The 22,525-nt window shown below is 54.9% G+C and carries 18 protein-coding genes and 10 pseudogenes; 8 read left to right on the top strand and 20 right to left on the bottom strand.

The features are described from left to right. The first annotated feature begins 174 nt into the window (after positions 1 to 174). From ACMZI0_RS16780 to ACMZI0_RS16770, 3 genes are read left to right on the top strand one after another with little or no spacing between them, the layout of a single operon-like run. Positions 175 to 486: a hypothetical protein gene (locus tag ACMZI0_RS16780; RefSeq protein WP_415673807.1), complete on the top strand. Its 312-nt coding sequence runs from the start codon at positions 175 to 177 to the stop codon at positions 484 to 486. 27 nt (positions 487 to 513) lie between these two features. Continuing rightward, a complete protein-coding gene (locus tag ACMZI0_RS16775; protein WP_415673978.1) occupies positions 514 to 1,884 on the top strand; it encodes an ABC transporter permease in 1,371 nt (456 codons plus the stop codon). After that, the gene (locus tag ACMZI0_RS16770) at positions 1,881 to 2,450 is read left to right on the top strand and encodes an FtsX-like permease family protein (RefSeq protein ID WP_415673806.1); all 570 of its coding nucleotides are present in this window, start codon (positions 1,881 to 1,883) and stop codon (positions 2,448 to 2,450) included. The genes ACMZI0_RS16775 and ACMZI0_RS16770 overlap by 4 nt, the downstream gene beginning before the upstream one ends. Positions 2,451 to 2,452: 2 nt before the next feature. Here ACMZI0_RS16770 and cysM read toward each other — a convergent pair. From cysM to ACMZI0_RS16705, 13 genes and pseudogenes are all read right to left on the bottom strand, one after another. Continuing rightward, positions 2,453 to 3,319 (bottom strand): annotated as a pseudogene (gene cysM / locus ACMZI0_RS16765) (cysteine synthase CysM). 32 nt (positions 3,320 to 3,351) lie between these two features. Next, positions 3,352 to 4,251: pseudogene (locus ACMZI0_RS16760) on the bottom strand (Dyp-type peroxidase). Between the two features lie 211 nt (positions 4,252 to 4,462). Further along, positions 4,463 to 5,065 (bottom strand): RpoE-regulated lipoprotein, encoded by a 603-nt coding sequence (locus ACMZI0_RS16755; RefSeq protein WP_415673805.1) that lies wholly within the window; start codon positions 5,063 to 5,065, stop codon positions 4,463 to 4,465. 217 nt (positions 5,066 to 5,282) lie between these two features. After that, positions 5,283 to 6,947: pseudogene (locus ACMZI0_RS16750) on the bottom strand (ABC transporter ATP-binding protein/permease). Continuing rightward, a complete protein-coding gene (locus tag ACMZI0_RS16745) occupies positions 6,944 to 7,378 on the bottom strand; it encodes a hypothetical protein (RefSeq protein WP_415673804.1) in 435 nt (144 codons plus the stop codon). The pseudogene ACMZI0_RS16750 and the gene ACMZI0_RS16745 overlap by 4 nt, the downstream one beginning before the upstream one ends. 75 nt (positions 7,379 to 7,453) lie before the next feature. Then, entirely contained in the window at positions 7,454 to 8,581 is a 1,128-nt protein-coding gene (locus tag ACMZI0_RS16740) for a hypothetical protein (protein ID WP_415673803.1), read from the bottom strand. Next, positions 8,578 to 9,675 carry a M16 family metallopeptidase gene (locus ACMZI0_RS16735; RefSeq protein WP_415673802.1) on the bottom strand — a complete coding sequence of 366 codons (1,098 nt, stop codon included), beginning with the start codon at positions 9,673 to 9,675 and terminating at the stop codon, positions 8,578 to 8,580. The genes ACMZI0_RS16740 and ACMZI0_RS16735 overlap by 4 nt, the downstream gene beginning before the upstream one ends. Positions 9,676 to 9,766: 91 nt before the next feature. Further along, positions 9,767 to 10,765 (bottom strand): hypothetical protein, encoded by a 999-nt coding sequence (locus ACMZI0_RS16730; protein ID WP_415673801.1) that lies wholly within the window; start codon positions 10,763 to 10,765, stop codon positions 9,767 to 9,769. A 286-nt stretch (positions 10,766 to 11,051) separates the two neighbouring features. Then, a complete protein-coding gene (locus ACMZI0_RS16725; RefSeq protein ID WP_415673800.1) occupies positions 11,052 to 12,299 on the bottom strand; it encodes a TonB-dependent receptor plug domain-containing protein in 1,248 nt (415 codons plus the stop codon). Continuing rightward, positions 12,235 to 12,555: an STN domain-containing protein gene (locus ACMZI0_RS16720; protein ID WP_415673799.1), complete on the bottom strand. Its 321-nt coding sequence runs from the start codon at positions 12,553 to 12,555 to the stop codon at positions 12,235 to 12,237. Before ACMZI0_RS16720 ends, ACMZI0_RS16725 begins: the two co-directional genes overlap by 65 nt. 130 nt (positions 12,556 to 12,685) lie before the next feature. Next, the gene (locus tag ACMZI0_RS16715) at positions 12,686 to 13,570 is read right to left on the bottom strand and encodes a FecR family protein (RefSeq protein WP_415673798.1); all 885 of its coding nucleotides are present in this window, start codon (positions 13,568 to 13,570) and stop codon (positions 12,686 to 12,688) included. Continuing rightward, positions 13,554 to 14,081: a sigma-70 family RNA polymerase sigma factor gene (locus tag ACMZI0_RS16710; RefSeq protein ID WP_415673797.1), complete on the bottom strand. Its 528-nt coding sequence runs from the start codon at positions 14,079 to 14,081 to the stop codon at positions 13,554 to 13,556. The genes ACMZI0_RS16715 and ACMZI0_RS16710 overlap by 17 nt, the downstream gene beginning before the upstream one ends. Positions 14,082 to 14,193: 112 nt before the next feature. Next, positions 14,194 to 14,619 (bottom strand): GNAT family acetyltransferase, encoded by a 426-nt coding sequence (locus tag ACMZI0_RS16705; RefSeq protein ID WP_415673796.1) that lies wholly within the window; start codon positions 14,617 to 14,619, stop codon positions 14,194 to 14,196. Between the two features lie 180 nt (positions 14,620 to 14,799). On the opposite strand from ACMZI0_RS16705, the pseudogene hemF reads away from it, so the two are divergent. Both hemF and ACMZI0_RS16695 read left to right on the top strand, forming a co-directional pair. Further along, positions 14,800 to 15,723: pseudogene (gene hemF / locus ACMZI0_RS16700) on the top strand (oxygen-dependent coproporphyrinogen oxidase). Further along, positions 15,720 to 16,190, top strand: coding sequence for a YaiI/YqxD family protein (locus tag ACMZI0_RS16695; protein WP_415673795.1), 471 nt, complete (start codon positions 15,720 to 15,722; stop codon positions 16,188 to 16,190). The pseudogene hemF and the gene ACMZI0_RS16695 overlap by 4 nt, the downstream one beginning before the upstream one ends. 62 nt (positions 16,191 to 16,252) lie before the next feature. Here ACMZI0_RS16695 and ACMZI0_RS16690 read toward each other — a convergent pair. From ACMZI0_RS16690 to ACMZI0_RS16660, 7 genes and pseudogenes are all read right to left on the bottom strand, one after another. Then, positions 16,253 to 17,069 (bottom strand): annotated as a pseudogene (locus tag ACMZI0_RS16690) (phosphate acyltransferase). A gap of 474 nt (positions 17,070 to 17,543) precedes the next feature. Beyond that, positions 17,544 to 18,503, bottom strand: a complete 960-nt coding sequence (locus tag ACMZI0_RS16685) for a sugar-binding transcriptional regulator (protein WP_415673794.1) — start codon at positions 18,501 to 18,503, stop codon at positions 17,544 to 17,546. A gap of 218 nt (positions 18,504 to 18,721) precedes the next feature. Next, positions 18,722 to 18,871 (bottom strand): annotated as a pseudogene (locus ACMZI0_RS16680) (phosphogluconate dehydrogenase C-terminal domain-containing protein); the annotation flags it as partial. Between the two features lie 182 nt (positions 18,872 to 19,053). After that, positions 19,054 to 19,557 (bottom strand): triose-phosphate isomerase family protein, encoded by a 504-nt coding sequence (locus tag ACMZI0_RS16675; protein WP_415673793.1) that lies wholly within the window; start codon positions 19,555 to 19,557, stop codon positions 19,054 to 19,056. Then, positions 19,511 to 19,714, bottom strand: a complete 204-nt coding sequence (locus ACMZI0_RS16670; RefSeq protein WP_415673792.1) for a hypothetical protein — start codon at positions 19,712 to 19,714, stop codon at positions 19,511 to 19,513. Before ACMZI0_RS16670 ends, ACMZI0_RS16675 begins: the two co-directional genes overlap by 47 nt. Before the next feature lie 26 nt (positions 19,715 to 19,740). Next, a pseudogene (locus ACMZI0_RS16665) lies at positions 19,741 to 20,176 on the bottom strand (dihydroxyacetone kinase subunit DhaK); the annotation flags it as partial. 1 nt (position 20,177) lies between these two features. Next, positions 20,178 to 20,713, bottom strand: a pseudogene (locus ACMZI0_RS16660) (MFS transporter); the annotation flags it as partial. A gap of 580 nt (positions 20,714 to 21,293) precedes the next feature. Between ACMZI0_RS16660 and rpiB the strand changes: the two are divergent. From rpiB to ACMZI0_RS16645, 3 genes and pseudogenes are all read left to right on the top strand, one after another. Further along, positions 21,294 to 21,713 (top strand): ribose 5-phosphate isomerase B, encoded by a 420-nt coding sequence (gene rpiB, locus ACMZI0_RS16655; RefSeq protein ID WP_415673791.1) that lies wholly within the window; start codon positions 21,294 to 21,296, stop codon positions 21,711 to 21,713. After that, positions 21,692 to 22,389, top strand: a pseudogene (locus ACMZI0_RS16650) (transaldolase family protein); the annotation flags it as partial. The gene rpiB and the pseudogene ACMZI0_RS16650, both read left to right, overlap by 22 nt. Continuing rightward, positions 22,384 to 22,525 (top strand): annotated as a pseudogene (locus ACMZI0_RS16645) (hypothetical protein); the annotation flags it as partial. The pseudogenes ACMZI0_RS16650 and ACMZI0_RS16645, both read left to right, overlap by 6 nt.

Genomic DNA, 22,525 nt, shown 5'->3' with positions numbered 1-22,525 from the left:
ACCAATAAGTCGGCATGCCGGTGTGGTTCACCATTCTTGGTCAGCCTAACAAGCGCTATCAGGCAACGCCGCGCGCCATCAAACCGGCACCGGACTCCATCAACGACGAAACCACCAGTTCGTCCAGCAGCAGTAGCAGCTTCTTCAACCACCAAGGCCATCTATTACAACGGCTTGTTTGATGTCGATAACCCGGAAGGCACGCTGCGTATCTCGATGACAGCGCAGGTCTATATTCTGCACACCGCAGTGAAAAACGCGCTGGTGGTGCCCGCCACCGCCGTACAGCAGCTTAACGGCAAAACCGTGGTGCAAGTGGTTAATGCGCAAGGGCAACGCGAATCCCGCGAAGTGACTGTTGGCATTAACGACAACGTGCATACCCAATTACTCACCGGCGTCAGCGCGGGCGAACAGGTGATCATCAGCCAGCAACCGGGTTCTGCATCGTCATCGTCGCGCCACCCCGGCCCGCCGCCGATGTAATAGGAGCTAGCGTATGACTCAACCTTACTGACGTTAACGGGAATTTCGTGCCGTTTTACCAACGGTGACCAAACGGTCAACGTGCTAAAAGCGATAAACCTGAATATTCATGTTGGCGAAATGGTCGCTATCGTTAGGGCTTCCGGCTCCGGTAAGTCGACATTTATGAATATTCTCGGCTGTCTGGATAAAGCCTCCGAAGGTGAATACCGGGTTAACGGGCAGGCCGTAGCGACGCTCGACAGCGACAGTCTGGCAGCGCTGCGCCGGGAATATTTCAGGTTTATCTTTCAACGCTATCATCTGTTGGGCGATCTTTCCGCGCAGGGCAATGTCGAAGTCCCCGCGATCTACGCCGGGCGCGACCGCACTTCCCGCCAGCAGCAAGCTGCGGCACTGCTGCACCGTCTCGGACTGGGTGAGCGCCTGAACTATCGCCCCAGCCAACTTTCCGGCGGGCAACAACAGCGCGTCAGTATCGCCCGCGCGCTGATGAACGGCGGCCAGGTCATTCTGGCGGATGAACCCACGGGGGCGTTGGACACGCACAGCGGTAACGAAGTGCTGGCCATTTTAAAAGATCTGAACGCACAGGGGCACACCATCATTATCGTGACCCACGACATGCAGATCGCGCGCCATGCCGGACGAATCATTGAATTACGAGATGGCGAAGTGATCGCGGATTCGGCCAGCGCGCCGCGCCCAAGCATGGCCGCACCGCAAGATAAAGCCAACGCCAATCCCGCCTCACGGCTGCGGCAAGCGCGCGATCGTTTTATCGATGCCTTCAAAATGGCTTTACTGTCTATGAATGCTCAGCGTACGCGCACCTTTCTTACCATGCTCGGCATTATCATCGGTATCGCCTCGGTGGTATCGGTGGTTGCGCTCGGCAAAGGCTCGCAGCAACAAGTGCTGGCAGACATCAGCGCGATGGGCACCAGTACGCTGGAGATCTATCCCGGCGAGGATTTCGGTGACCGACGCTCGAGCGCCATTCAAACGCTGCGTGCAACGGATATCGAGCCGCTGGCGCAGCAGCCCTACGTTCACAGCGTGACGCCTTCCGTCGCCACCAGCGTCACGCTACGCTATGGCAATATCGCGGTCACGGCCAATGCTAACGGTGTAGGAGAACAGTTTTTCACCGTGCGCGGCTACAGCGTAGCGCAAGGGATGATTTTCCCGCGCACCAGCGTGGATAATCTGGCTCAGGAAGAGGTTATCGACCAAAACACATTGCAAAAACTGTTTCCCAACGGGGAGAACCCTATCGGTGAGGTGATCCTGTTGGGCTCGCTGCCAGTGCGTATTATAGGTGTGGTGGAAAAAACAGCAGCGGCTTTGGCAGCGATGAAAACCTTAATGTCTGGGTACCCTACACCACGGCAATGAAACGCATGATCGGGCAGTCCTACCTGAGAAGCATCACCGTCAGGGTCAAAGACAACGTGGATTTGAGCGTGGCAGAACAGGGTATTACGCAGATTTTGACCCAGCGCCACGGCAGCAAAGATTTCTTTGTTTTCAACACCGATAGCATTCGTCAAACCATTGAGAAAGCCACCACTACGCTGGCGCTGCTGGTCTCCGCAATTGCGTTTATTTCGCTGCTGGTCGGCGGCATCGGCGTGATGAACATCATGCTGGTTTCAGTTACCGAGCGTACACGAGAAATTGGTGTGCGCATGGCGGTCGGCGCGCGCGCCAGCGATATCACGCAACAATTTTTGATTGAAGCGGTGCTGGTGTGCTTGCTTGGCGGCGTGTTGGGTGTCTCGCTGTCGCTGCTGGCGGGTGCGGCATTCAGCCACTTCTTCAGCAGCTTCTCGTTGATCTACTCGCCAGCTTCTATTGTTGCCGCGTTCCTGTGCGCCAGCCTGATTGGGGTGATTTTTGGCTTCTTCCCCGCCCGGCGCGCCGCCTACATGGAGCCGATACACGAGCTGGAACGGGAATAGTTTTAGCCAAATACGCCGGTGGACAGGTAACGATCGCCGCGATCGCAGACAATCGCGACGATCGCGCTGCCAGATTTTTCCTGCGCCACACGCAGTGCCCCCGCCACAGCACCGCCAGAACTAACGCCGCAGAAAATGCCCTCTTCCTGAGCCAAGCGTCACAGCGTGGTTTCCGCCTCTTGCTGGGTAATATCCATCACATGATCAACGTACTGTGGCTGGAAAATCCCCGGCTCGTACCCCGGTGCCCAGCGGCGAATACCGGGAATATGGCTCCCCGACGCAGGTTGCAAACCGATGGTACAGATGGATGAGCGTTGCTGTTTCAGGAAGCGGCTGACGCCAGAAAGCGTGCCAGTGGTGCCATGGGTCAGCGCGCCTTGCGTTTGCTTCCAGATTTCCGGCCCCGTGGTCATAAAATGCGCCAGCGCGTTATCCGGGTTGTTGAACTGGTCGAGCACTTTACCCTCCCCTGATTCTGCCATCTGGCGCGCCAGATAGCGCGCGCCTTCCATGCCACTCTCAGGGCTGACCAGCACCAGCTCAGCGCCATAGGCGCGCATCGCCAGTTGCCGTTCACGGCTCATGTTCTCCGGCATCAACAGCCGCAGGCGATGCCCTTTTACCGCAGCAATCATCGCCAGCGCAATACCGGTATTGCCGCTGGTGGCTTCAATCAGCCGATCGCCGGGGGTTATTTCTCCGCGCCGTTCAGCCTGCTCCACCATAAAACGTACCGGGCGATCTTTCACCGAGCCCGCCGGATTATTCCCTTCCAGCTTAAGCCAGACCTCACTGCCTGTGGCCTGCGTCAGCCTTTGCAACTTGACGAGCGGCGTATTGCCTATTGTGTTATCCAGCGTACTCAACGCGCCTCTCCTACCCACTCAACATGAAAACGTTACAACGCAAGCAGTTTTTCCAGCGAAGGGGCAAAGAAGTAGCTGCCGCTGACGGCGCGCGTGAAGCGCAGCATATCATCACGTTTGCCGTCACGGTCACCAAACATGCTCAGTAATTGCTGTTCAATATTATGCAACCGCGCGCAATAGGCAATAAAGTAAAGACCATGTTTGCCGCTGGCCGTGCCATAAGGCATGCTCTAGCGCAAAATTTTCAGCCCTTTGCCCTCTTCCTTAAGATCAACGCGGCTCAGGTGCGAGGTCGTTGGGCGCTGTTCTGCCGGGATCTCTTCGTTATCCTGCTTGGTGCGGCCAATCATCTGCTCTTGTTGCTCTACGCTAAAACGCTGCAACTGTTTGAGATTATGCTCCCAGCGTTGCACAAATACATAGCTACCGCCCGCATCCGGTTGATCGTCGGCGATAATCGCCACTTCGCGGCGCGCATCGCCCTGCGGGTTTTCTGTGCCATCGACAAACCCGCTCAGATCGCGATCTTCCACCCAACGGAAGCCGTGCGTTTCTTCTTCAACGCGAATCGCGGAACCAAACGCAGCCAGTGCGGCCTGAGCCAGGCTAAAGTTGACATCGTGGCGCAAAGATTGAATATGCAACAGCAGGTCGCGTTGAGTCGCCGGTGCCAACCCTTTACCCAGCGGTGCAAAGGGTTTCAGTTCAGCAGCACCGGGCGTGCAGTCAAGATCGCGCCAGACATCATGACCAAACGCCAGTGTCGCGCCCAGCCCTGCATCGGGAAAGCGCGCCTGCAACTCCTGCAACGACTGGCAAAACTTCTTGCATCCTTGGCGGATAGCATCGAATTCGCCCTGAATCATGGCTTCAATAAAAATGGCAAAACGACGGTGCTCAAGCAAAATTCCGCTCTGTATCTGCGTCATTTCAGGCTTCCTCATGTTTTAATATATCTGCTTTTATCGTTTTTTGGCACTACGTGGCCTAAGACGCCCATCATACCGCATTCACGGCAATGTGCTTTGTTCAAAAACAAAGGATAAAAATAAACGATGATATGTTGGAAACGATAAAATGTTGGCGCGTTACCGCGCCAAGCCTGATGAGAGTCGTTTGAGAAAAACTGAGACGATGAAATCAGTCACGCGCTTGTGCGTACCAGATGATTTTGCTGACGTGCCAGGATTGCAGAATATCATCAGAGGGCATTAACCCCTCTGGGCCGTTCCAGTCGCCGGAGTAAAGATAACTCACGTGCTTGCTCTGCGATTCAATGCACTCTACGCTGCGGGCATCATCCCCTTTAGCAAGCTGGCAGACCTCAAAGACTTTGCTGTAATGAGCGCTGAACGCATCCCCGATTTTCACGCCCCATACGCTGGCAATCTTCGCATCCATCACCTCAACACGATTGACCTGCGCTTTGGGCTTACCGCTTATCAACAGCTTGATCTGGTCGCCATCCAGCGCCTGATAGAACGCCGTGATTTGGCCATTATTGGTGCCCATGCCGCTGCGCAAACGGTAGTTACCGTTCAACGCCTTGTTTATCGGTTCTTGTGCCAACGGCGTGCCGCCGTTAAGTCCGCCGACGCCGGCATCCGAAACCTCAATTTTGCTGCCAAACCAGTTGAACGGCGGCAAACTGGACCAGGAAAAATTGGAGAGCGCGCTACATCCCGTCAATAAAGAGGCCGCCAGCACACAGGGAAAAACCAACTGAACGGAGCGAAACCTCATAACATAAATTCCTTTAACAGTGAGCGGCACTCGCGCCACCCCCCACGATCGTATGCGTGAGGATTTGAGTATCAGGTCTGAGAAAAGTGCCGTAAAAAACGGTCAAGTGGGCAAGATTATCGTTGATTCTCACGGTGAGGGGAAGTGAGTAGCCTCAGGCGTTGGCAATACGATGGGCGAGAGAAGACCACCGTGGCCTTCTCTCTGGTTGACATCGTTATCCCGCCGTCACCGTGCGAAACGCAGTGAGGTCATAGTGATGCGGGAACAAATCGTCCAATTCACGCTGGTGGGTAATGGCGATCACCGTACAGCCCGGCAACGCCTGCTTTAGCTCACCCAGCAACGCACGAGCCGCGCCGTGATCGAGGCTGCTGGTGGCTTCATCCAGATAGAGCGTATCGGGTTTAGCAATTAACGCGCGTGCGAAAGCCAGCCGTTGCTGTTCACCACCGGAAAAGATGCGCTCCCAGTTATGCCGCTCTGCCAGACGATCGCGCCACTCACCGAGGCCGACCTGTTCCAATGTGTGTTGCATTGTACTGATATCCTTGAGCGGAGGGGGCGGGTAACACAGCACCTCCGCCAGCGTACCCTGCCCCAGATAGCTCTTCTGTGGCAACAATAGCGTGCGGCCCGCCTGAGCTTGCCACTGCCCTTCATAGTAGGGCCACAGCCCGTTCAAGGTGCGCAGCAGCGTCGATTTACCCAATCCACTCGGCCCGAAAAGTTTGCTCCAGCTTCCCGGCTCACAGTGCAGTGCCACACCGTTTAATAGCGGGGTGCCCTGCGGCGTGGCAAACGATAGATTCTCGATACTCAGGCACTCGCCCACTTCCGGTGCCGCCTGCTGCGGCTGATGGCGCTCAATCTCCTGTTTGAACTGGATTAAACGCTGGATGCTGGCAGAGAGGATGGTAATATCCCCATACATGTGAATAAACCAGCTAAGCGCACCATGCACCTGAGCAAACGCGCTGCGAATCTGCATCAAACCGCCGAGCGTCACCGTTTTCGATAAAAAGGCAAGCAGCGCAGCAAAAATGGGCACAATCAGGCTGACGCGCATATAGCCAGAGGCGAAGAAGCCCATATTACGCTTCGCATCCATCAGTTGACGCCAGCTATGGGCAACATCGCTAACATGGCGCGCCAGATAGGTTTTTTCCTGCGCTTCTCCGCCATAGAGTGCGATCTGTTCCGCATTGTCGTGTTTGCGCAACAGCGCGGCACGGAAATTCGCTTCGGAGCGCTGGCGAGCATAGTTTATTCCGTGCAGCTTTTTCCCCACCAAGTGCGTAATCAAGGTGCCCAGAACGGTGTAGATAATCACCACCCACACCAGATAGCCGGATATCACCCACTCACGCCCAAACAGGGTAAAACGCTGCACGCCTGAGAGCTGTCAGAGAATAACCATAAACGACGATAACCGACCTGCATTGATGATAAAGGCAACCACCATGCTGACCAGCTTATCGGTGAACAGGTTGATATCTTCAGCGATACGCTGATCCGGGTTATCGATTTTCCCTGTCAACGACATGCGATAAAAGGTGCGCTTCGCCAACCAGCTATCGACAAATTGCGCGGTCAACGCACTGCGCCAACGGATCACCAGCAGGCTGGTAAACCAGTCCTGATACACAAAAATACCGATATAGAGCAGGATGTAGATCGAGTACTCTTTCATCAAGCCGAACAGCTTGCTGCTGTCGTAGGTGCCCAGCGTGTCGTAAAACACACGGCTCCATTCGTTGATCTGCACGTTGAGATAGACAATGCCGAAGCCCATGGATACGGCGACTGCCAGCAACGACCAGGCACGCCAGCTACGCCATCCCCCCCAGAAGGGGCGGCACAATTCCCATAACGCAGTCACAGGTTGGCGTCTCCTTGCAATGTGGTATCAGCGGCGCTTTCCTGTGTTGCTGCGTCTCCACGCGGCAATGACAGCAACAGCACACGGTTAGCCGGATTGAGCAGCTTGCCCGCCATCGCGCGTACCCCGTCTAACGTCACCGCCTGCGCAAGGTTTGCCACTTCACTCAGATAACGCGGATCGCCATAGTGGCGATCGCTCAGGATCAAACGCCGCTGCTGCGTGGTGAAATCGTTGTGACGCTCTTGCTCGGCGCGGATAAATTGCTGACGCTGCTGTTCAACATCTTCCGCGGTAATCAACTGCGGCAAGTTCGCCAGCACCTGCTCGGCGCGTTGCCACAGCTCACGGCCCCGTTCTGGCGAAGCAGTAAAACTTATCTCGGTCTCGATGCGCTGCGCTTTATCTGCCAGCTCGCTGTCGAGGCGCATACGATAAATACCCAGCGCCTCATCACGCAGGCTGTTCTTCAGATATTTATTTGCCAGATTACGCGCGATACTGACTTATACCGCCGCCTGTGGCGTCCAGGGTTGTTCACTGTAACTCCAGGCTCGCACTTCTGAGCGCGGTTCGATATTAAGCGCCACGGTCGATTCGCGCGTGCCTGCCAGTGCCGGATGCGTAGTGATGGCTGGCTGAGTAGCTTGCGGCAATGACGCCAGATAACGTTCCACCAGCGGCAAGAACGTCTCCGCCGGTTCGTTCTCCATCAGGTAGTACGTTACCGGAGCGCTCACTGCCTGCTGCCACTGACTCAGCAACATTGGCGCAGTTATCGCACGCAACTGCGCCTGAGTCGGCTCCTGATACGCGGGTTGCCCAAAGCGCAAACGCGTCACTTCCCGCTGACGCAGATCGCCCGCGGACTGGGTACGGTTGGCACGTTGGCGCATCAGCGCCGCCAGACTGTCTTTCATTACTCTGGCGTCAATGCCCGCCTGCGTGTTCATCGCATGATAAAGCTGGAGCAGGGACTGCGCCTGCTTGAAGGAAGAGATCCCGATAATCTGCAACTCATCTGCGTTTTGGCTAACGTTGAGCGACACCGCTTGCGCTTGTTTCCAGTCACGCAAATTCTCCGCATGCCAGCCTTGTGGGCCGCTCTGCGCCACAATTTGGCTGGCAATTTGCGCCTGCCACGGATTGAGTGTTTTCGCCATAAACCCGGCATTGCTGTAGGCCGACAGGTAAAACTTGTCGCGCGCCAGCGGTGTGCGCAGGTAAACCACGCGATCGCTATTGCCGAGCTGCCAATGCTCCACCTGCTGCTGCGGGAAGTGCTGCACCGCAGTGCGTTTACCCGCTGTGGTGACGACAGGCAGTTCCGGCACCACTTTCGCTGACGGCAATGGCGCAGGCACAAGGTTAGCCGCTCGGGCCTTTTGCTGCTCTGTGGTTACCGCAGTCACAGTGGGTAGGGTAAACAGCACATCGCCAGGCACGCTGAATTGCACCAGCGTATCCGGTGCTGCTAACCAACGCTGCAAATGACGATTCACGTCTTGCGGTGTGATAGTAGGCAGCAGCGTCAGCGCATCACGCCCAATCTGTTGCGCGCCAACATAGGGTTTACTCTGCAACCAGCTGAGAGGATAGTTGCTGAACCCAATCGGCAAATTCCCGTGATTCACGGGGTGATCGCTATGCGATTGGCAGCTTGCCGGATATCGTTTTTAAGCTCGACAATACCTCGCTCGCTCAGCGGATAACGTTTCACGCGTTCGATCTCTTCCAGCAGCACCGGCAACGCGGCCTGATGTTCGCCTGGGATCACGTTAGCAAAAAAACCGATCGAAACGGTGGTTTTGCCAATGTCCGACTTACGCACCACCAGGCTGGTGACGCTGTCCGGCAGGTGCTCGCTTTGGCGGCGCAGTTGACGCTGCAACGCGTTGGTTGCTATCTGATCCAGCAAGCGGTGACGCACGCCTTCCAGACCGATCGTTTTACTCTGTGGATCGTTGAGACGAAAGACAAAGGCAATCTGGCTGGCACCGCTTTCGCTGTCCTGCAAGCGCACCAGGTTCAGCTGTTTTTGCAGGCGAGGTTCGTAGTAGTTGCGTACGGGTAACGCAGCGGCAGGCAGCACACCAAACTGGCGGGCGATCTCCGGTACAACTTCCTGCGGAACGATATCGCCAATCACCATCAGGCGCATGTTGGAGGGGTGATACCAGCGCTGATAGAAGTCCTGCAACTGGGTGGCGGGCATAGTGTTGATGCTAACTTCCGTGCCAATCACCGGGCGATCGGGATAGCGCGACCCCTGCTGTATCGCCTGCACGCGCTGCTGATTCATGCGCTCAGCGACGCCCAGCTTACCGCGCCACTCTTCCAGAATAATTTTGCGCTCATCGTCCAGATCGCTTTGCCGCAGGCTGGCATGCCCCACCATCTGGCTGAGCGCCGCCAGCGGCAGATCGCTCTTGCCTGCGGGCGGGCTCATCATGTACTGAGTGCGCTCATAGTTGGTCATGGCATTGTAATGCTGGGCGCGGATCCACCCCTTCTGGTGCAGCATATTCGCCACGCCGCTCGGATACGCTTCGCTGGCGCGGAACACCATGTGCTCAACCATATGTGCCACACCGGATTGCGCATCGGTTTCATCCACCGATCCGGCTTCCACCGCCAGTCGGATATCGACGCTCTGTTTCTGGCCTTCCAGCGGCACCAGCGTGTGGTGCCGCCCGTTAGGCAAGGTGCCGGTGGTGATGTGCGGCAACGGACTTTTTATCTCCGCCGCATGAAGGGCGACGCTAAAAAAACTGCGCCCGCTAGCCAATAGCTCACTGTGTTTTTCATTGTTTTTCTTCTTACCAGGAATAGGTCACATCAACCCAGAACTGACGGCCCAGACCGTAGTTGGAGCCGGTTCTGTTAGCGCGGTTAAGCACGTTCAGCACATCTACACCGATTTTGACATTCTGTTTGCCGACCGGCTGGGTGTAGGTTACGCGCCAGTCGATGTTCACGTTGGAACCCGCCTTCTTTTCTGTATAGATATCGACAGGGCCTTCATACCCTTCGCAAGCAGGTTGACCTGTACAGATCAGGCTGCCACTGGTGGTGACCTCTTTATAGCCCCCCACATAGTTAAGACGCTGTGTCCAGTCCAAACGCCATGCGGGAATCTCGGTATTCAGTTCAACAAAGGTGACCCAATGGCGGTTGAAGTCATCGGCAGGGCGATCGATATAACGCATGAATTTACCCTTGTAAATTATTCGCTTATCAACATCCACTTCATCATCATAGGCGGTATTGGACGAGTTAGTTTTCTGGATACTCCCGCCAGCACTCCAACTGAACAACATGGAATGCCACTCAATCGGGGCGATAGGTCTAACCACCAGGCTATAGGTATCGGAATCCATTTTGCCGTTGTTGGTCAGAGAGTAGCTTTTGGTGCCCGGCGCTTTTTCTGAGGCAAACTGATCTTTACCTTCGCGACCAACCCACTTCAGCGTCCATACCGTGTCATAGATGCTCTGTTGGACACCGAAAGTCAGTTCGTCACTGTATGGCGTTCTTAACGAGGTGTAGTTGTAGTTCACTTCATTTAACGCTTTTTCGTACACCCACTCGCCAGGAACATTACCTGCGGTAGCGGCCCCCGTAGAACTACAGGAGCCCTTGGCATTGACGTGTTCGGCACGGCATTCGGTGTAACCGAGCTTACGGGCAGAACGCAGCTTATAGGCCAACACATTGCCGGCGTAGTAGCGGTTGGCACCACCGAACAGCTCTGTGGAACGGTCACCCCACAGGTCATAGCTAGCGCTGAAACGCGGGGAAATATTGGTGTTTTTCATGTAGTCGTCATAGTCGACCCGAACACCCGGCACAGCGGTGAGGCGGGGAGGCGGTGAGGCGGTGAAACATCAAGGTATCTTGCAAATAGGCTTCATAGGTATTGGTGGAGACATCAACGTCGGAGACATCGTACACATTGCGTTTGTAGTGATACTGTTCACCACTGATGCAGGAGGTGTCTCCCCCGCACAGTTCACCGAAGTCGATCGCTTCGAATTGAGAAAACCATAACTGACGCTATCACGCTGGTATTTCGCCGATGCGATCTCAGCACCGTACCCCACATCAACCCGATGCTGTATCCCCAGCGTCGAGAACGCTTTCAGTTCCCAATCCTGCTTCAAGGTCCAGCCTTTCTTGCGCGGTTTTGATAGTGCCATAGCCGCCTTCCTGCGCCGCTGTACCGGCATAACCGGATACCCAATCGATACTCGGCGTTTTGTACCAGTAATAGAAGTGCTGCTCTTTGTTGGTAATGGTGTTTTCGTTCTGCTTCCAGGCTAACTTGGTGGACACCTTACCGGAGGCATTGTGGTTATCCCATACCAGGTTGGTCGCGGAGCCACCGCCCTCATTGGTAAAGTTCCCGTTTTTGATATCGGAACGAACAAAGCTTGAAGTATGGGGCGAATACTGCACGGTCATGGTGAGCTGGTTGCGCTCATTCACATCCCACGCGCCGCGCAGCAGGTAGTTTTCTGACGAACGTTGCTGATCTTCCCATTTGCCCATATATCTGTGATAAAAGGGAATGTCCGACTCTTTACGCACGTAGGCAAACATTAATGCTGCATTGTCAGCCAACGGCTGACTGACCATCAGGTTATAAAAATCTTTGGTGAATTTGGGCTGTTTGTTCAATGCCGTCGGGGAATTAAACGCCTTAGCCTCGTCCTCCGGCACATGGTATTTGGTCCATGCGGAGCGTGTAGTGCGGTAGCCCATGGAACCTGAAGCCTCGGTAAATGAAGGGCGCTTTAGCTTCGCATCAACCACACCGCCGGTGAACTGACCATATTTCGCGGAGATATTGCTTTCATAGACAGACAGCGATTCAATCAGACTGGTATCCACCCAAAAGGCTTCCGGATGTCCCGAGGGGAAATCCGTAGGGGTGTTACCATTGGCTGTACCATCAACCTTACCAACGTTGACACCGGGGTTAAGACGATCGCTGTTGGATAAGCCATCGATCATAAAATTGTTGTTATAGAATTTCTCGCCGTGGAAGGAGACCACGTCCGGAGCCAGTTCACCCGGTGTCTGGCTGTTGCGCGACGATTCAGAGAATTGCACATTGGGGTTAGTGCGTAGCAGTTCAGTAATATTACCGCTAGCTACCGGCTTTTTTGCGATCTCTTCCGCTGTCAGCTGTTGGCTACCAAAATCCATCGGGCCCGGCGTCACCTGCGCCTGCATCGTAATGACATCACCCCGGTTACGCTCCGTAGCGGCAGACGGCACGGCGTCATCCTGCCACAGGCGTTGTGTCAACCTGCGCCAACGGGCGAATAATAAACCCTTTGCCGTCATCAGTCGGTTCCGCATACAGGTTATTGCCGCGCAGCAGCGCTTCCAGCGCCTGCGCCTGCTTGCCCGCCACCAGTTGGCTGTCTACACCGAAGTTAACGCCAGTTTGCCGTGCCAACTGCATCAGCGACTTTTCTAAGGGCTGTGCGGGCAACTGAACAGTGCTGACCGCGGCCGCCTGCGCCACTCCGGTGCTTAACGCCACCGTCAACACGGTCTGCGGCCAGAATTTCCCCTGCTGCGTGATAAAAATGGACATAACTAAGAGTTCCCTGCCTGCTGCTATTTTTGATTTCTACTGACGATGACGTCAGGCAGCAGAAATCGGGCAGAGTAAAACGAAAATAATTTTGATAATCATTCTCAAAATTTAATAACGCATTGATTTTTTATGAGTTATTTTTACTGCCGTTCAACACCACGGCATCGACAGGCTGCCGATAGGAAAGCGGGAGAGAATGACTGAGTAACGAGAGGGCGCGCCCGGTATCATCCAGCGGCAGGACGCCGGTAAAACGCAGTTTATCCAGCATACGTCGATCACGCGGGTCCAGATAGATAACGCCACGGTGATATCTATCTAACTCACCGATCACCTCGCTCAAGGGCGCATTTTCAAACACCAGTTGATTGTGCAACCAGCCCGCTTCCGCTACGCCGTCCTGCACATCATCCAACAACGCACACTGCGTGAGGCTGACCTGCTGACCAGCTTTCAAATCAACGCTGACCGCAGGATCGCCCTGCGCGGTGACGCGAACACGAGACTCTTCCACATGCACCCGGGTTTCCTCTCCCACTTCACGCACGCTGTAGCGGGTACCAAGCTCCTGGGCAGAAGCCTGTGCACTACGAATCACAAACGGACGCCCGGCAGGATCTTTCGCCACCCGCGCGTAGGCTTCCCCTTGCACCAGTTCCACTGTGCGCTGCCGCGTATCAAAATGCAGATTAACCGCAGAATCGGTATTCAGCGTCAGTACGCTGCCGTCATCCAGCGTCAAGCGACGGATCTCGCCGATTGCCGTGCGCTGATCCGCCAACCAATAGCGATAAGGCAGTTGGCTGGCAAGCATGCCCACCAGCCCCACCCACCACAAAGGCCAAAGAGAGGAAACGTTGCGGGCGCGCCTTACGCTGCGTGTCAGCGACGCGCTGCTCCAGAGTTGCTGCATCTGGCGATAAACCCGCTCATGGCGCGCATCCTGCTCACACCAGCTCTGCCACTCGGCGGCCTGCTGCTGAATGCGTGCCAACTCAGCTTTCTGGTTCATCGCTTTCCAGACTGAAGATGCGGGTATGGAAGTGGATCATGGCTTTTGCCAGATATTGTTTGACGCTGCTTTCGCTCACGCCCAGCGTGATGGCGATATCGCGATAGGAATAGCCTTCAACACGCTCCATGATGAACGCGCGTTGCACCTTTTCATCCAACTCTTCATTGAGAATATGCAGCGCCGTTGCCACCAACTGACTGATAGCCACGCGCTGTTCGGCAGACTGCTCCTCTGCACCATCCGCTAATTGCGCCAGCGCCGTCAATGCGTCCTCTTTCAGTTTACGTTTGCGGAACTGGTCGATCATCACATGGTTGGCAGTGACCATCAGGTAAGCACGGGGATTACGGATCGCTTCCGGCTCCGCCATAGTCAACAGTTTGAGGAAAGTGTCGTGGGTGAGATTGTCCGCCAGATGGCGGCAACCGGTTTTTTTACTAAGCCATCCGCGCAGCCATCCCTGATGGGAGTGGTAAAATACGCTCCAGAATATCGTTAGCTGCGTCATAGTCAGTAGCAATAAAAAACATCGCAAAGATTAATTGATACTCATTATCATCTAAGCGAATCAACCGACGCAACAGTTTTTAAACAACAAGCCAAAAAACCAACAATAGCGATCAATATTCCTGGTCTTCGATCAGGCGTTTTCCCAGCGTAACGGAATCCACGATATCGTAGTTCAGCTTCTCATACATGCCGATCACCGCATCATTGCCCTGCCGCACCATCAGGTGGATTTTTGGGCAGCCGCGTGCGATCAGTTTTTTCTCCAGGCGGCTAATCAACGCGTTAGCGATGCCACGCCCGCGAAAATCCGGATGCACACCCAGATAGTAGGCAGAGCCGCGATGGCCGTCATACCCGCCCATCACCGAGCCAACGATTTCACCGCCCACTTCCGCCACCAAAAACAGGGAGGCATCGTGATTCAGTTTGCGTTCAATATCCATTTCCGGATCGTTCCAGGGGCGCAGCAGATCGCAACGTTCCCAAAGGGTAATCACTTCTTCAAAGTCATCTTGTCTGAATACGCGGATTTCCATGGGATCCCCCCGTTGATCGCTAAGGAAAATCTGATTATCGCGTGATCTCACGCAGACGCAATATCAATTTGCTACCATCACGCCAATCGCGGCCATTCGGCAGCAGGAAAGCCAACACCTTGCCGTTGTGACAGGCTATACTGGTAGCCATTTTTTTATAATGGATTTACTAACGCCGTCATGAGTCAGCCTGATATTTCCGCCGTAAAGTCCTTTTACTGACGCTGCAAGACACCCTGTGTCAGCACCTTGCCGCCGCAGATGGCAAGAATGACTTTAATGAGGAGCGCTGGCAACACCCTGCTGGCGGCGGCGGGCGCGGCCGGGTGCTGACCCAAGGCGCGGTGTTCGAACAGGCGGGCGTCAACTTCTCTCACGTGATGGGCGCGACGCTGCCTCCCTCTGCGAGCGCGCACCGGCCCGAGCTTGCCGGACGCCGCTTTCAGGCAATGGGCGTTTCGTTGGTTATCCATCCATTAAACCCGTATGTGCTAACCAACCACGCCAACGTGCGCTTCTTTGTTGCGGAAAAAGAGGAAGAAGCACCGGTATGGTGGTTTGGCGGTGGGTTCGATCTCACCCCATTCTACGGCTTTACCGAAGACATCGTACACTGGCACCGTACCGCGCACCATCTTTGCCAGCCCTTTGGTGACGACGTTTACCCGCGTTACAAAAAATGGTGTGATGATTACTTCTTTCTTAAGCACCGTAACGAGGCGCATGGCGTCGGCGGACTGTTTTTCGATGACTTGAATACGCCGGATTTCACCACCAGCTTTGCTTTTATGCGTGCAGTAGGGAACGGTTTTCTCGACGCTTACCTGCCAATCGTCGCGCGGCGCACTGCATTGCCCTGGGGGGGGGGGGGAGCGCGAACGCCAGTTTCAACTCTACCGCCGCGGGCGCTACGTTGAGTTTAATCTGGTATGGGATCGCGGCACGCTGTTTGGCCTGCAAAGCGGCGGGCGCACTGAATCCATCCTGATGTCGATGCCGCCGCTGGCGCGTTGGGAATACCAACCTGAGCCGGACAGCCCGGAAGCCGCACTTTACCGTGATTTTTTGCCGGTAAAAGATTGGTTAGCGAAGGAGCTTGAATGAGTGAAAATACCCACGCAGAACCCCAGATTTGGGTTGATGCTGACGCCTGCCCCAACGTGATTAAAGAGGTGCTGTATCGCGCGGCCGATCGTACACAAACCCGTGTCATTCTGGTCGCCAACCAGTCACTGCGCACGCCGCAGTCACGTTACATATCTTCAGTACGCGTTGCAGCCGGGTTTGACGTGGCGGATAACGAAATCGTGAAACGCGTCAACGCCGGGGATTTGGTGATTACCGCCGATATTCCGCTGGCAGCAGAAGTGTTGGAAAAAAACGCAGTGGCGCTCAACCCACGCGGTGAAACTTATACACACGCCACCATTCGCGAACGGCTGACCATGCGCGATTTTATGGATACGCTGCGTGCCAGCGGTGTGCAAACCGGTGGACCGGATGCACTGAATCAGAAAGATCGCCAGCGTTTTGCCAACGAGTTGGATAAGTGGCTGCGCCAACGGCGTTAACCCCCTCGATAAAAAACAGCCCGGCATGCCGGGCTGTTTGTAGTGGTGCCAGATAAATCTACTTACAGCGGCTGTGTCTGTGCTTCCACCACCGCCAGCGCCACCATATTGACGATACGCCGTACTGAGGCGATCGGCGTCAGGATGTGCACCGGTTTGGCAACGCCCATCAGCACCGGCCCCACCGTCACCCCTTCAGAAGAGGAAACGCGCAGCAGGTTGTAGCTGATACGCGCAGCTTCCATGTTCGGCATGATGAGAATATTGGCAGAACCTTTTAACGGGCTGTCCGGCATCTGCTCGCGGCGAATCGCTTCCACCAGCGCGGCATCGCCGTGCATCTCGCCATCCACTTCCAGCTCCGGTGCCAGCTTATTGATCAACGTCAGCGCTTCACGCATTTTACGCGCGGTCGGAGAATTGGAGGTGCCAAAGTTGGAGTGCGACAGCAGCGCGACTTTCGGCTCGATACCGAAACGACGCACGGTGTGCGCGGCCATCAAGGTGATTTCGGCCAGTTGCTCCGGCGTAGGATCGGGGTTGACATAGGTGTCAGCTAAAGGTATTGCCGCTCGGCAACAGCAGGGCGTTCATGGCTCCCGCCACGTGTACGCCGTCGCGATAACCCAGCACTTTCTCTACCACCTCGAAATGCCCTTCATAGGTGCCGATGGTGCCACAGATCATCGCATCCGCTTCACCGCGTTGCACCATGATGGCGGCAATCACCGTAGGGTTGCAGATCACTTCGCGCTGTGCGGTTTCCTGCGAGACCCCACGGCGTTTCATCAACGCGTAATATTCCGACCAGTATTCCTTGAAGCGCGGATCGGATTCATTGTTCACCACTTCGAAATCTTTACCGATGGTGATTTGCAGACCGAGTTTTTGCAGACGCTTCTCGATAACGCCAGGACGGCCGATCAGAATAGGCCGACGCCAAATCGCGTTGGGTCGCTAGCGGTGGGGGACACCTGAATCTTCCCCGGCACCGGATACTGGTGGAAATCCAATGCGCTCTGTTTGAGTTGTTCATCCATTGTTGTATCCCTTATAGGCTTTTGTTGTCGTGACGTAGGGCGGCGAGTCTATCCCAGGCAGACAAGGAGAGGTTAACGCCGACAGAAGTTCAATCATTACTGCTTGTATAACCTTGAAGCATGGCAAAAACCGATAGTGAATGCAGGTTAATATAGTCAATTTATCTGCTTGTTTTTTGCGCATAATGTCACGTTATCGCGAACTGGATAACGTATTGCTAACCTGCGGGCAAAAAACAGACGCAAAAAAAATTGCTATAAATCATTCAGATACCAGACAGCGAAGCGATGCTGTCCGGCAGAAGAAGGTACCCTATTGGGTCATATTGAGGATGGTGCGGATGTTCGAAGCGCTGGTGGCGATAATATCGATAGCGCCAGTACGCAACGCACCCAATATCGCCAACGCTTTGGTGTTTTCTGAAGCAATAGCAATGGCGCAGGGAATGTTGCGCAGCTCTTCAATGCTGACACCAATCACCCTATCGTGCATCACGGTATCGATGTGCTGCCCCTGCGCGTTAAAAAAATCGTAGCCGGCGATATCGCCAATCACGCCTTGGTTAAGGCTGGCATCAACAATCTCTTGCGGCGTGAACCAGCCCAGTTTTACCATGTAGCTGTTTTCATTCATGTCGCCAATGCCCACCAGCGCAATATCCGCCTTGCGGGCGCGATCCAGCGTCTTCTTGATGGTGCCATTTTGCATAAATGCCTGCTTGAGAGCACGGTTTTCAACGTAGGCCGGGGCGTAAAGCGTTTCACTGCTACCGCCAAATTTCTTTGCCAGACGACGACTGATATGATCGGCGTTGATCGCATCGCCGGGACGATGTGTACCGCCGATCCCGCAGATGAACTTGCAGTGGCGCTCAGTCACGTTTCCCACGTGGTCCGCTACGCCGGAAACATTGCGCCCCTGTCCCACCGCGACCACCATGCCATCTTTCAAGGTGACAGCCAGATGGTTGGAGACTAATGCCGCAACCTGACGCCGCTGTTCTTCTTCAGGATGATCGAGGGCGATCAGGGCGCGTTTGATGGGAAAACGCTCCAGCAATTGCTGCTCCAGTCGCGTGCTGAACACCGGATGATAGCGGACGTTGATCTCAACAATGCCCTCTTCTTTAGCACGCTTCAGCAAACGCCCTACTTTGATGCACGAAATGCCGAATTTCTTCGCGATCTCCTCCTGGGTAATCTCGTCCTGATAATAAGCCACGGCGATTTCCGTCAGTAGTTCGTTATCCTGAGATCCTGATTGTTTTTCCATTCGGTAATATTTTCCTTACGCAAAGGGTAGGCGTGCCTGGGCAGACGCGGCCCTGTCGGCAAAGGCCGATCATCATTAACAATTGTTGCACGCCGGAAGTCAGGGCTCAACTCCGGCAACGCATCTCCTGATCGTAGCGTAGTTCCCTAAAAAAGTGATGCCGCAAGCCAGCGTAAAAGGACTTGCGGCGGTTCAGCATCATTCATGCGCTACGGGCATTAGCGCTGGATGGCATCGATCTTCAACATTCTGGCAATCACCAGATCGAGCTCTTTTTGATCGAAGATCTTTTTCCAGTCCGGTTTGATGATGTTTTCTTTGCCGTATTCGATGGCGATCATGCAAGCATCCGAGAACGGGTTGGTGCATGACGCTGTTAAACATGGTGCGAATAAAGCGGACATCCAGTGCCCGAGCCAGCGCCAGGTACCGCGTTAAATGTGCTGTCTCCAGCCCACGCGTTCCGAGTTCCAGTTGAATTGATAAATCGTCGGCGCGCTGACGCAGCTTTTCCAGCTCAGCGGATGACAACTCCTCCACCGGTGCGTAATCACAAATCTGAAACACCTTCGCGCACGCCCGTTGCGATAAATAACTGCTGTTTCAACGCCTGACAGACGTGGCTGATATCTTCTGTTGGCGCGGGTTCTGCACTGCCAATCGCCCATTGAGGCTCATAAGCCACAACAACATTGCCGGTTAACTGCTGTTGCTGCGCGCGGTTGAGCGCGCTGGTTAACTGGGCCTGACAGATTTCTATCTCCTGCCGCACGCTACCGCGCTGCTCTTCCCCGACGCAGAGCACGGGAGTGAGCCCGTTGCGCCAGGCAGCCGCGGTTTTTAGGGCAATATGCTCATCGGTTTCACCAAAATAGCGACGCCGTTCCGCATGCCCGACTTCTACATAGCGGCACCCCATTTCATGCAACAGCGTGCCGCTGACTTCCCCGGTGAAGGCGCCGTTATCCGCCCAGTGCAGGTCTTGCGCCCCGACATCGACGGCAGAATCAGCAAAAAGAGAGACGGCAGGGGCCAACGCAGGAAACGTTGGCAACACAAACAACCTGACCTGTGCCACCGACGCCAAGAGGATGGCGCTGCACAATGGCGTGGATACGCTGGCACCAGTCCACGGTTTGCTGGTAGCCGAAATACATTTTCAGGCTGACACCCAGCGTAATTAAGCGTTCGCGACTCCCTTGTCGGCTCATTGTTCTTGTGCCTCCTGTACAGCCGGTTTCTCTGTCTGAACCTGATTCAATATTGCCGCTACAGCATTGAGGATCATTGCCAGCAATTCACACGGGATCCCTTCGGCATTCAGGCGCGCTTTCGCCTGACCAAAACGGAGCACATCCCCCGCGTAGTTGCCGAATGTCAGCAGAACACCGCCTCCGTTGTGCGCCGCACGCGCCACGGAGCAGATTTGCTGCGCGGAAGGCGAAGCAAACAGGTTGCCCATCGCGGCACCGTGTGCCAGACCTTGCCCGACCAACCCGGCAAACGCCGGGTAGTGTCCAGAACCGCCCCCCACCACAATGGCGACACTGCCTTCAAGGCTGCGGGTGCTTCTGCCCCCCCGGCACCTGACGCACCTTATCGCTGTGCGCCGCAACAAAACCTTCCATTAATTCACGTGCAAAATCAGACGGCTGGTTAAACAAATAGGTCATATCAGTGCTCCTGTGTGGCTAATGCGGCTTGGGATTCCTGCCCGGAACGACTCAATAGCACCATCAAGATTGCGGAGAGCAGCATCAGGCCGCCGACAATCAACATAGGGAGAACGTAGGTGCCTGTAACACCCCGGTGATATAGCCCGCAGAGAACCCGGCAACGTTACCGATGGTATTGATCAGGGCAATCGCGGCAGCAGCAGGGGCCCCCGTCAAGAACTGCGTGGGCAATGTCCAGAAGTTAGGTAACGCCGAGAAAATGGAACAGGCGGTCACGGTAATCACGGCAATGGTGGCTGCCGGTGACTCCATGTACAGCGCCAGCGGAATACTGATGGCACCGGTCAATGCCGGAATGGCAATGTGCCAGGTACGGCAGCCGCGACGGGTCGCGTCACGTGACCAGAAGTGCATGACGATTGCCGCAGGCAGATAGGGCACTGCCGTAATCAGCCCTTTTTCCAGCACATTAAAGGTGGTGCCAAACTGCTGTTGGAATCCGCTGATAATGGTGGTCAGGAAGAACGCCAGCGCCAGATCGGTATTCATACCGTTCGGGCCAGCAAAAGAAATTGCAGTGCGATCGAGGAAGTTAATAAAGAACATCAGTCCGACGAACGGCACTAGACGCAAGGAGATCTTGCGGATGGCGGACTGCTCTGCGGAGGATGGCGTTGCGGTTTCCTGTTGCGCCGCTTGTGTAGCCGATATCTTGCTCATACTGCCCCCTGCCGTTCGCGATGGAGTGCCTGGTGTGACCTTTATGTTCTATCGTCGTTGTTATCGTTTGCGTATCGGTCTGAGACATTGTTATGCCCTCTAAAGAGTCAAATCAATAATACACACAGTGAACATATGAACGATATGATCGCGCCGATTCTTTGCCTACCACTCTGTTTAAAATTGTGAGCATGATCCAAATATGTGTACAAAAGGTAAAATTACGCTCAAAAAGCGCGATTAGCGATCTAAATCACCTTTTTAAGAAGATCATGCACACTCACAAACATAAAACAAATAATCAATAGCTGAACATTTGAAACGGTCAGTATATGTTAGCCGTGAAACGCCGGATCAGGCGCTATGTTGACCTTTAGTCAGGCAGGAGATGGGTATGCACGCAATTGCGATTGGCGCAGACAGCACCGCGATCGATTTGAAAAACATCATTAGTGAATTCTTACAACAGCAGGAGTTGCAGGTTACCGACTACAGCTACGATCCCAGTGGAAAAAATCCGATCTACCCAGATGTTGCACACACCGTTGCGGTCTCTATCAAAGAAGGAAAACACGAGCGCGGGATCTTGATCTGTGGCACCGGTATCGGCATGAGCATCGTCGCGAATAAAGTCACGGGGATTCGGGCAGCCCAATGCCATGACACCTATTCCGCACAGCGCGCCAGAAAAAGTAATAACGCGCAAATTATCTCGCTTGGCGCTCGGGTTATCGGGCCAGAACTGGCAAAAGAGATCGTCGCAGCCTGGCTGGCTTCTGAATTTGAAGGCGGGGGAACAGCGCCACCCAGTTGATCAACGCGGGCGATCGTCTGGCGGTAAATATCGGCGCAGAGATCCTCAAATCGGTGCCAGGACGCATCTCTACTGAGGTGGATGCTCGCCTGTCATTCGATCGCGGCATGTGTGTCGCCAAGGCGCGCAAGCTGATTGGTCTGTATGAAGAGAAAGACATCCCGCGCTCGCGTATTTTGACCAAACTGGCTTCCACCTGGGAAGGCATCCGTGCTGCGGAAGAGCTGGAACGCGAGGGGATCAACTGCAACCTGACGCCGCTATTTTCCTTTGCGCAAGCGCGCGCCTGTGCCGAAGCGGGCGTGTTTCTTATTTCGCCGTTTGTTGGCCATATCTACGACTAGTATCAGGCCAAACAACCTGCTGAGCACTATCAGACCGAGCAGGATCCCGGCGTGCTGTCAGTGCAAAAAATATACGACTATTACAAGCGCCATCGCTATAACACGGTGATCATGGGTGCCAGTTTCCGTAAAGTGGAACAAATTCTGGCGCTGGCAGGCTGCGATCGCCTGACGATCTCACCGGCACTGCTGGAGCAGTTGAAAAGCAGCCACGCACCGGTAACGCGCCAGCTCACGCCGTCAGTGGAAGCGCTGCACCGCCCTCTCCGCTTAGCGAAGCAGAGTTCCGCTGGGAACATTGTCAGGATGCTATGGCGGTGGACAAGCTGGCGGCGCTGATGAAAATCCGCAGTATCTACGTCTACACCCATGACTCCATCGGTCTGGGCGAAGACGGCCCGACGCACCAGCCGGTAGAACAGCTGGCCAGCCTGCGCGTGACGCCGAATATGAACACCTGGCGTCCGG

The organism is Symbiopectobacterium sp., assembly GCF_047692315.1.
GTDB lineage: Bacteria > Pseudomonadota > Gammaproteobacteria > Enterobacterales > Enterobacteriaceae > Symbiopectobacterium.
This window is presented reverse-complemented; position numbering and strand designations above follow the sequence as displayed.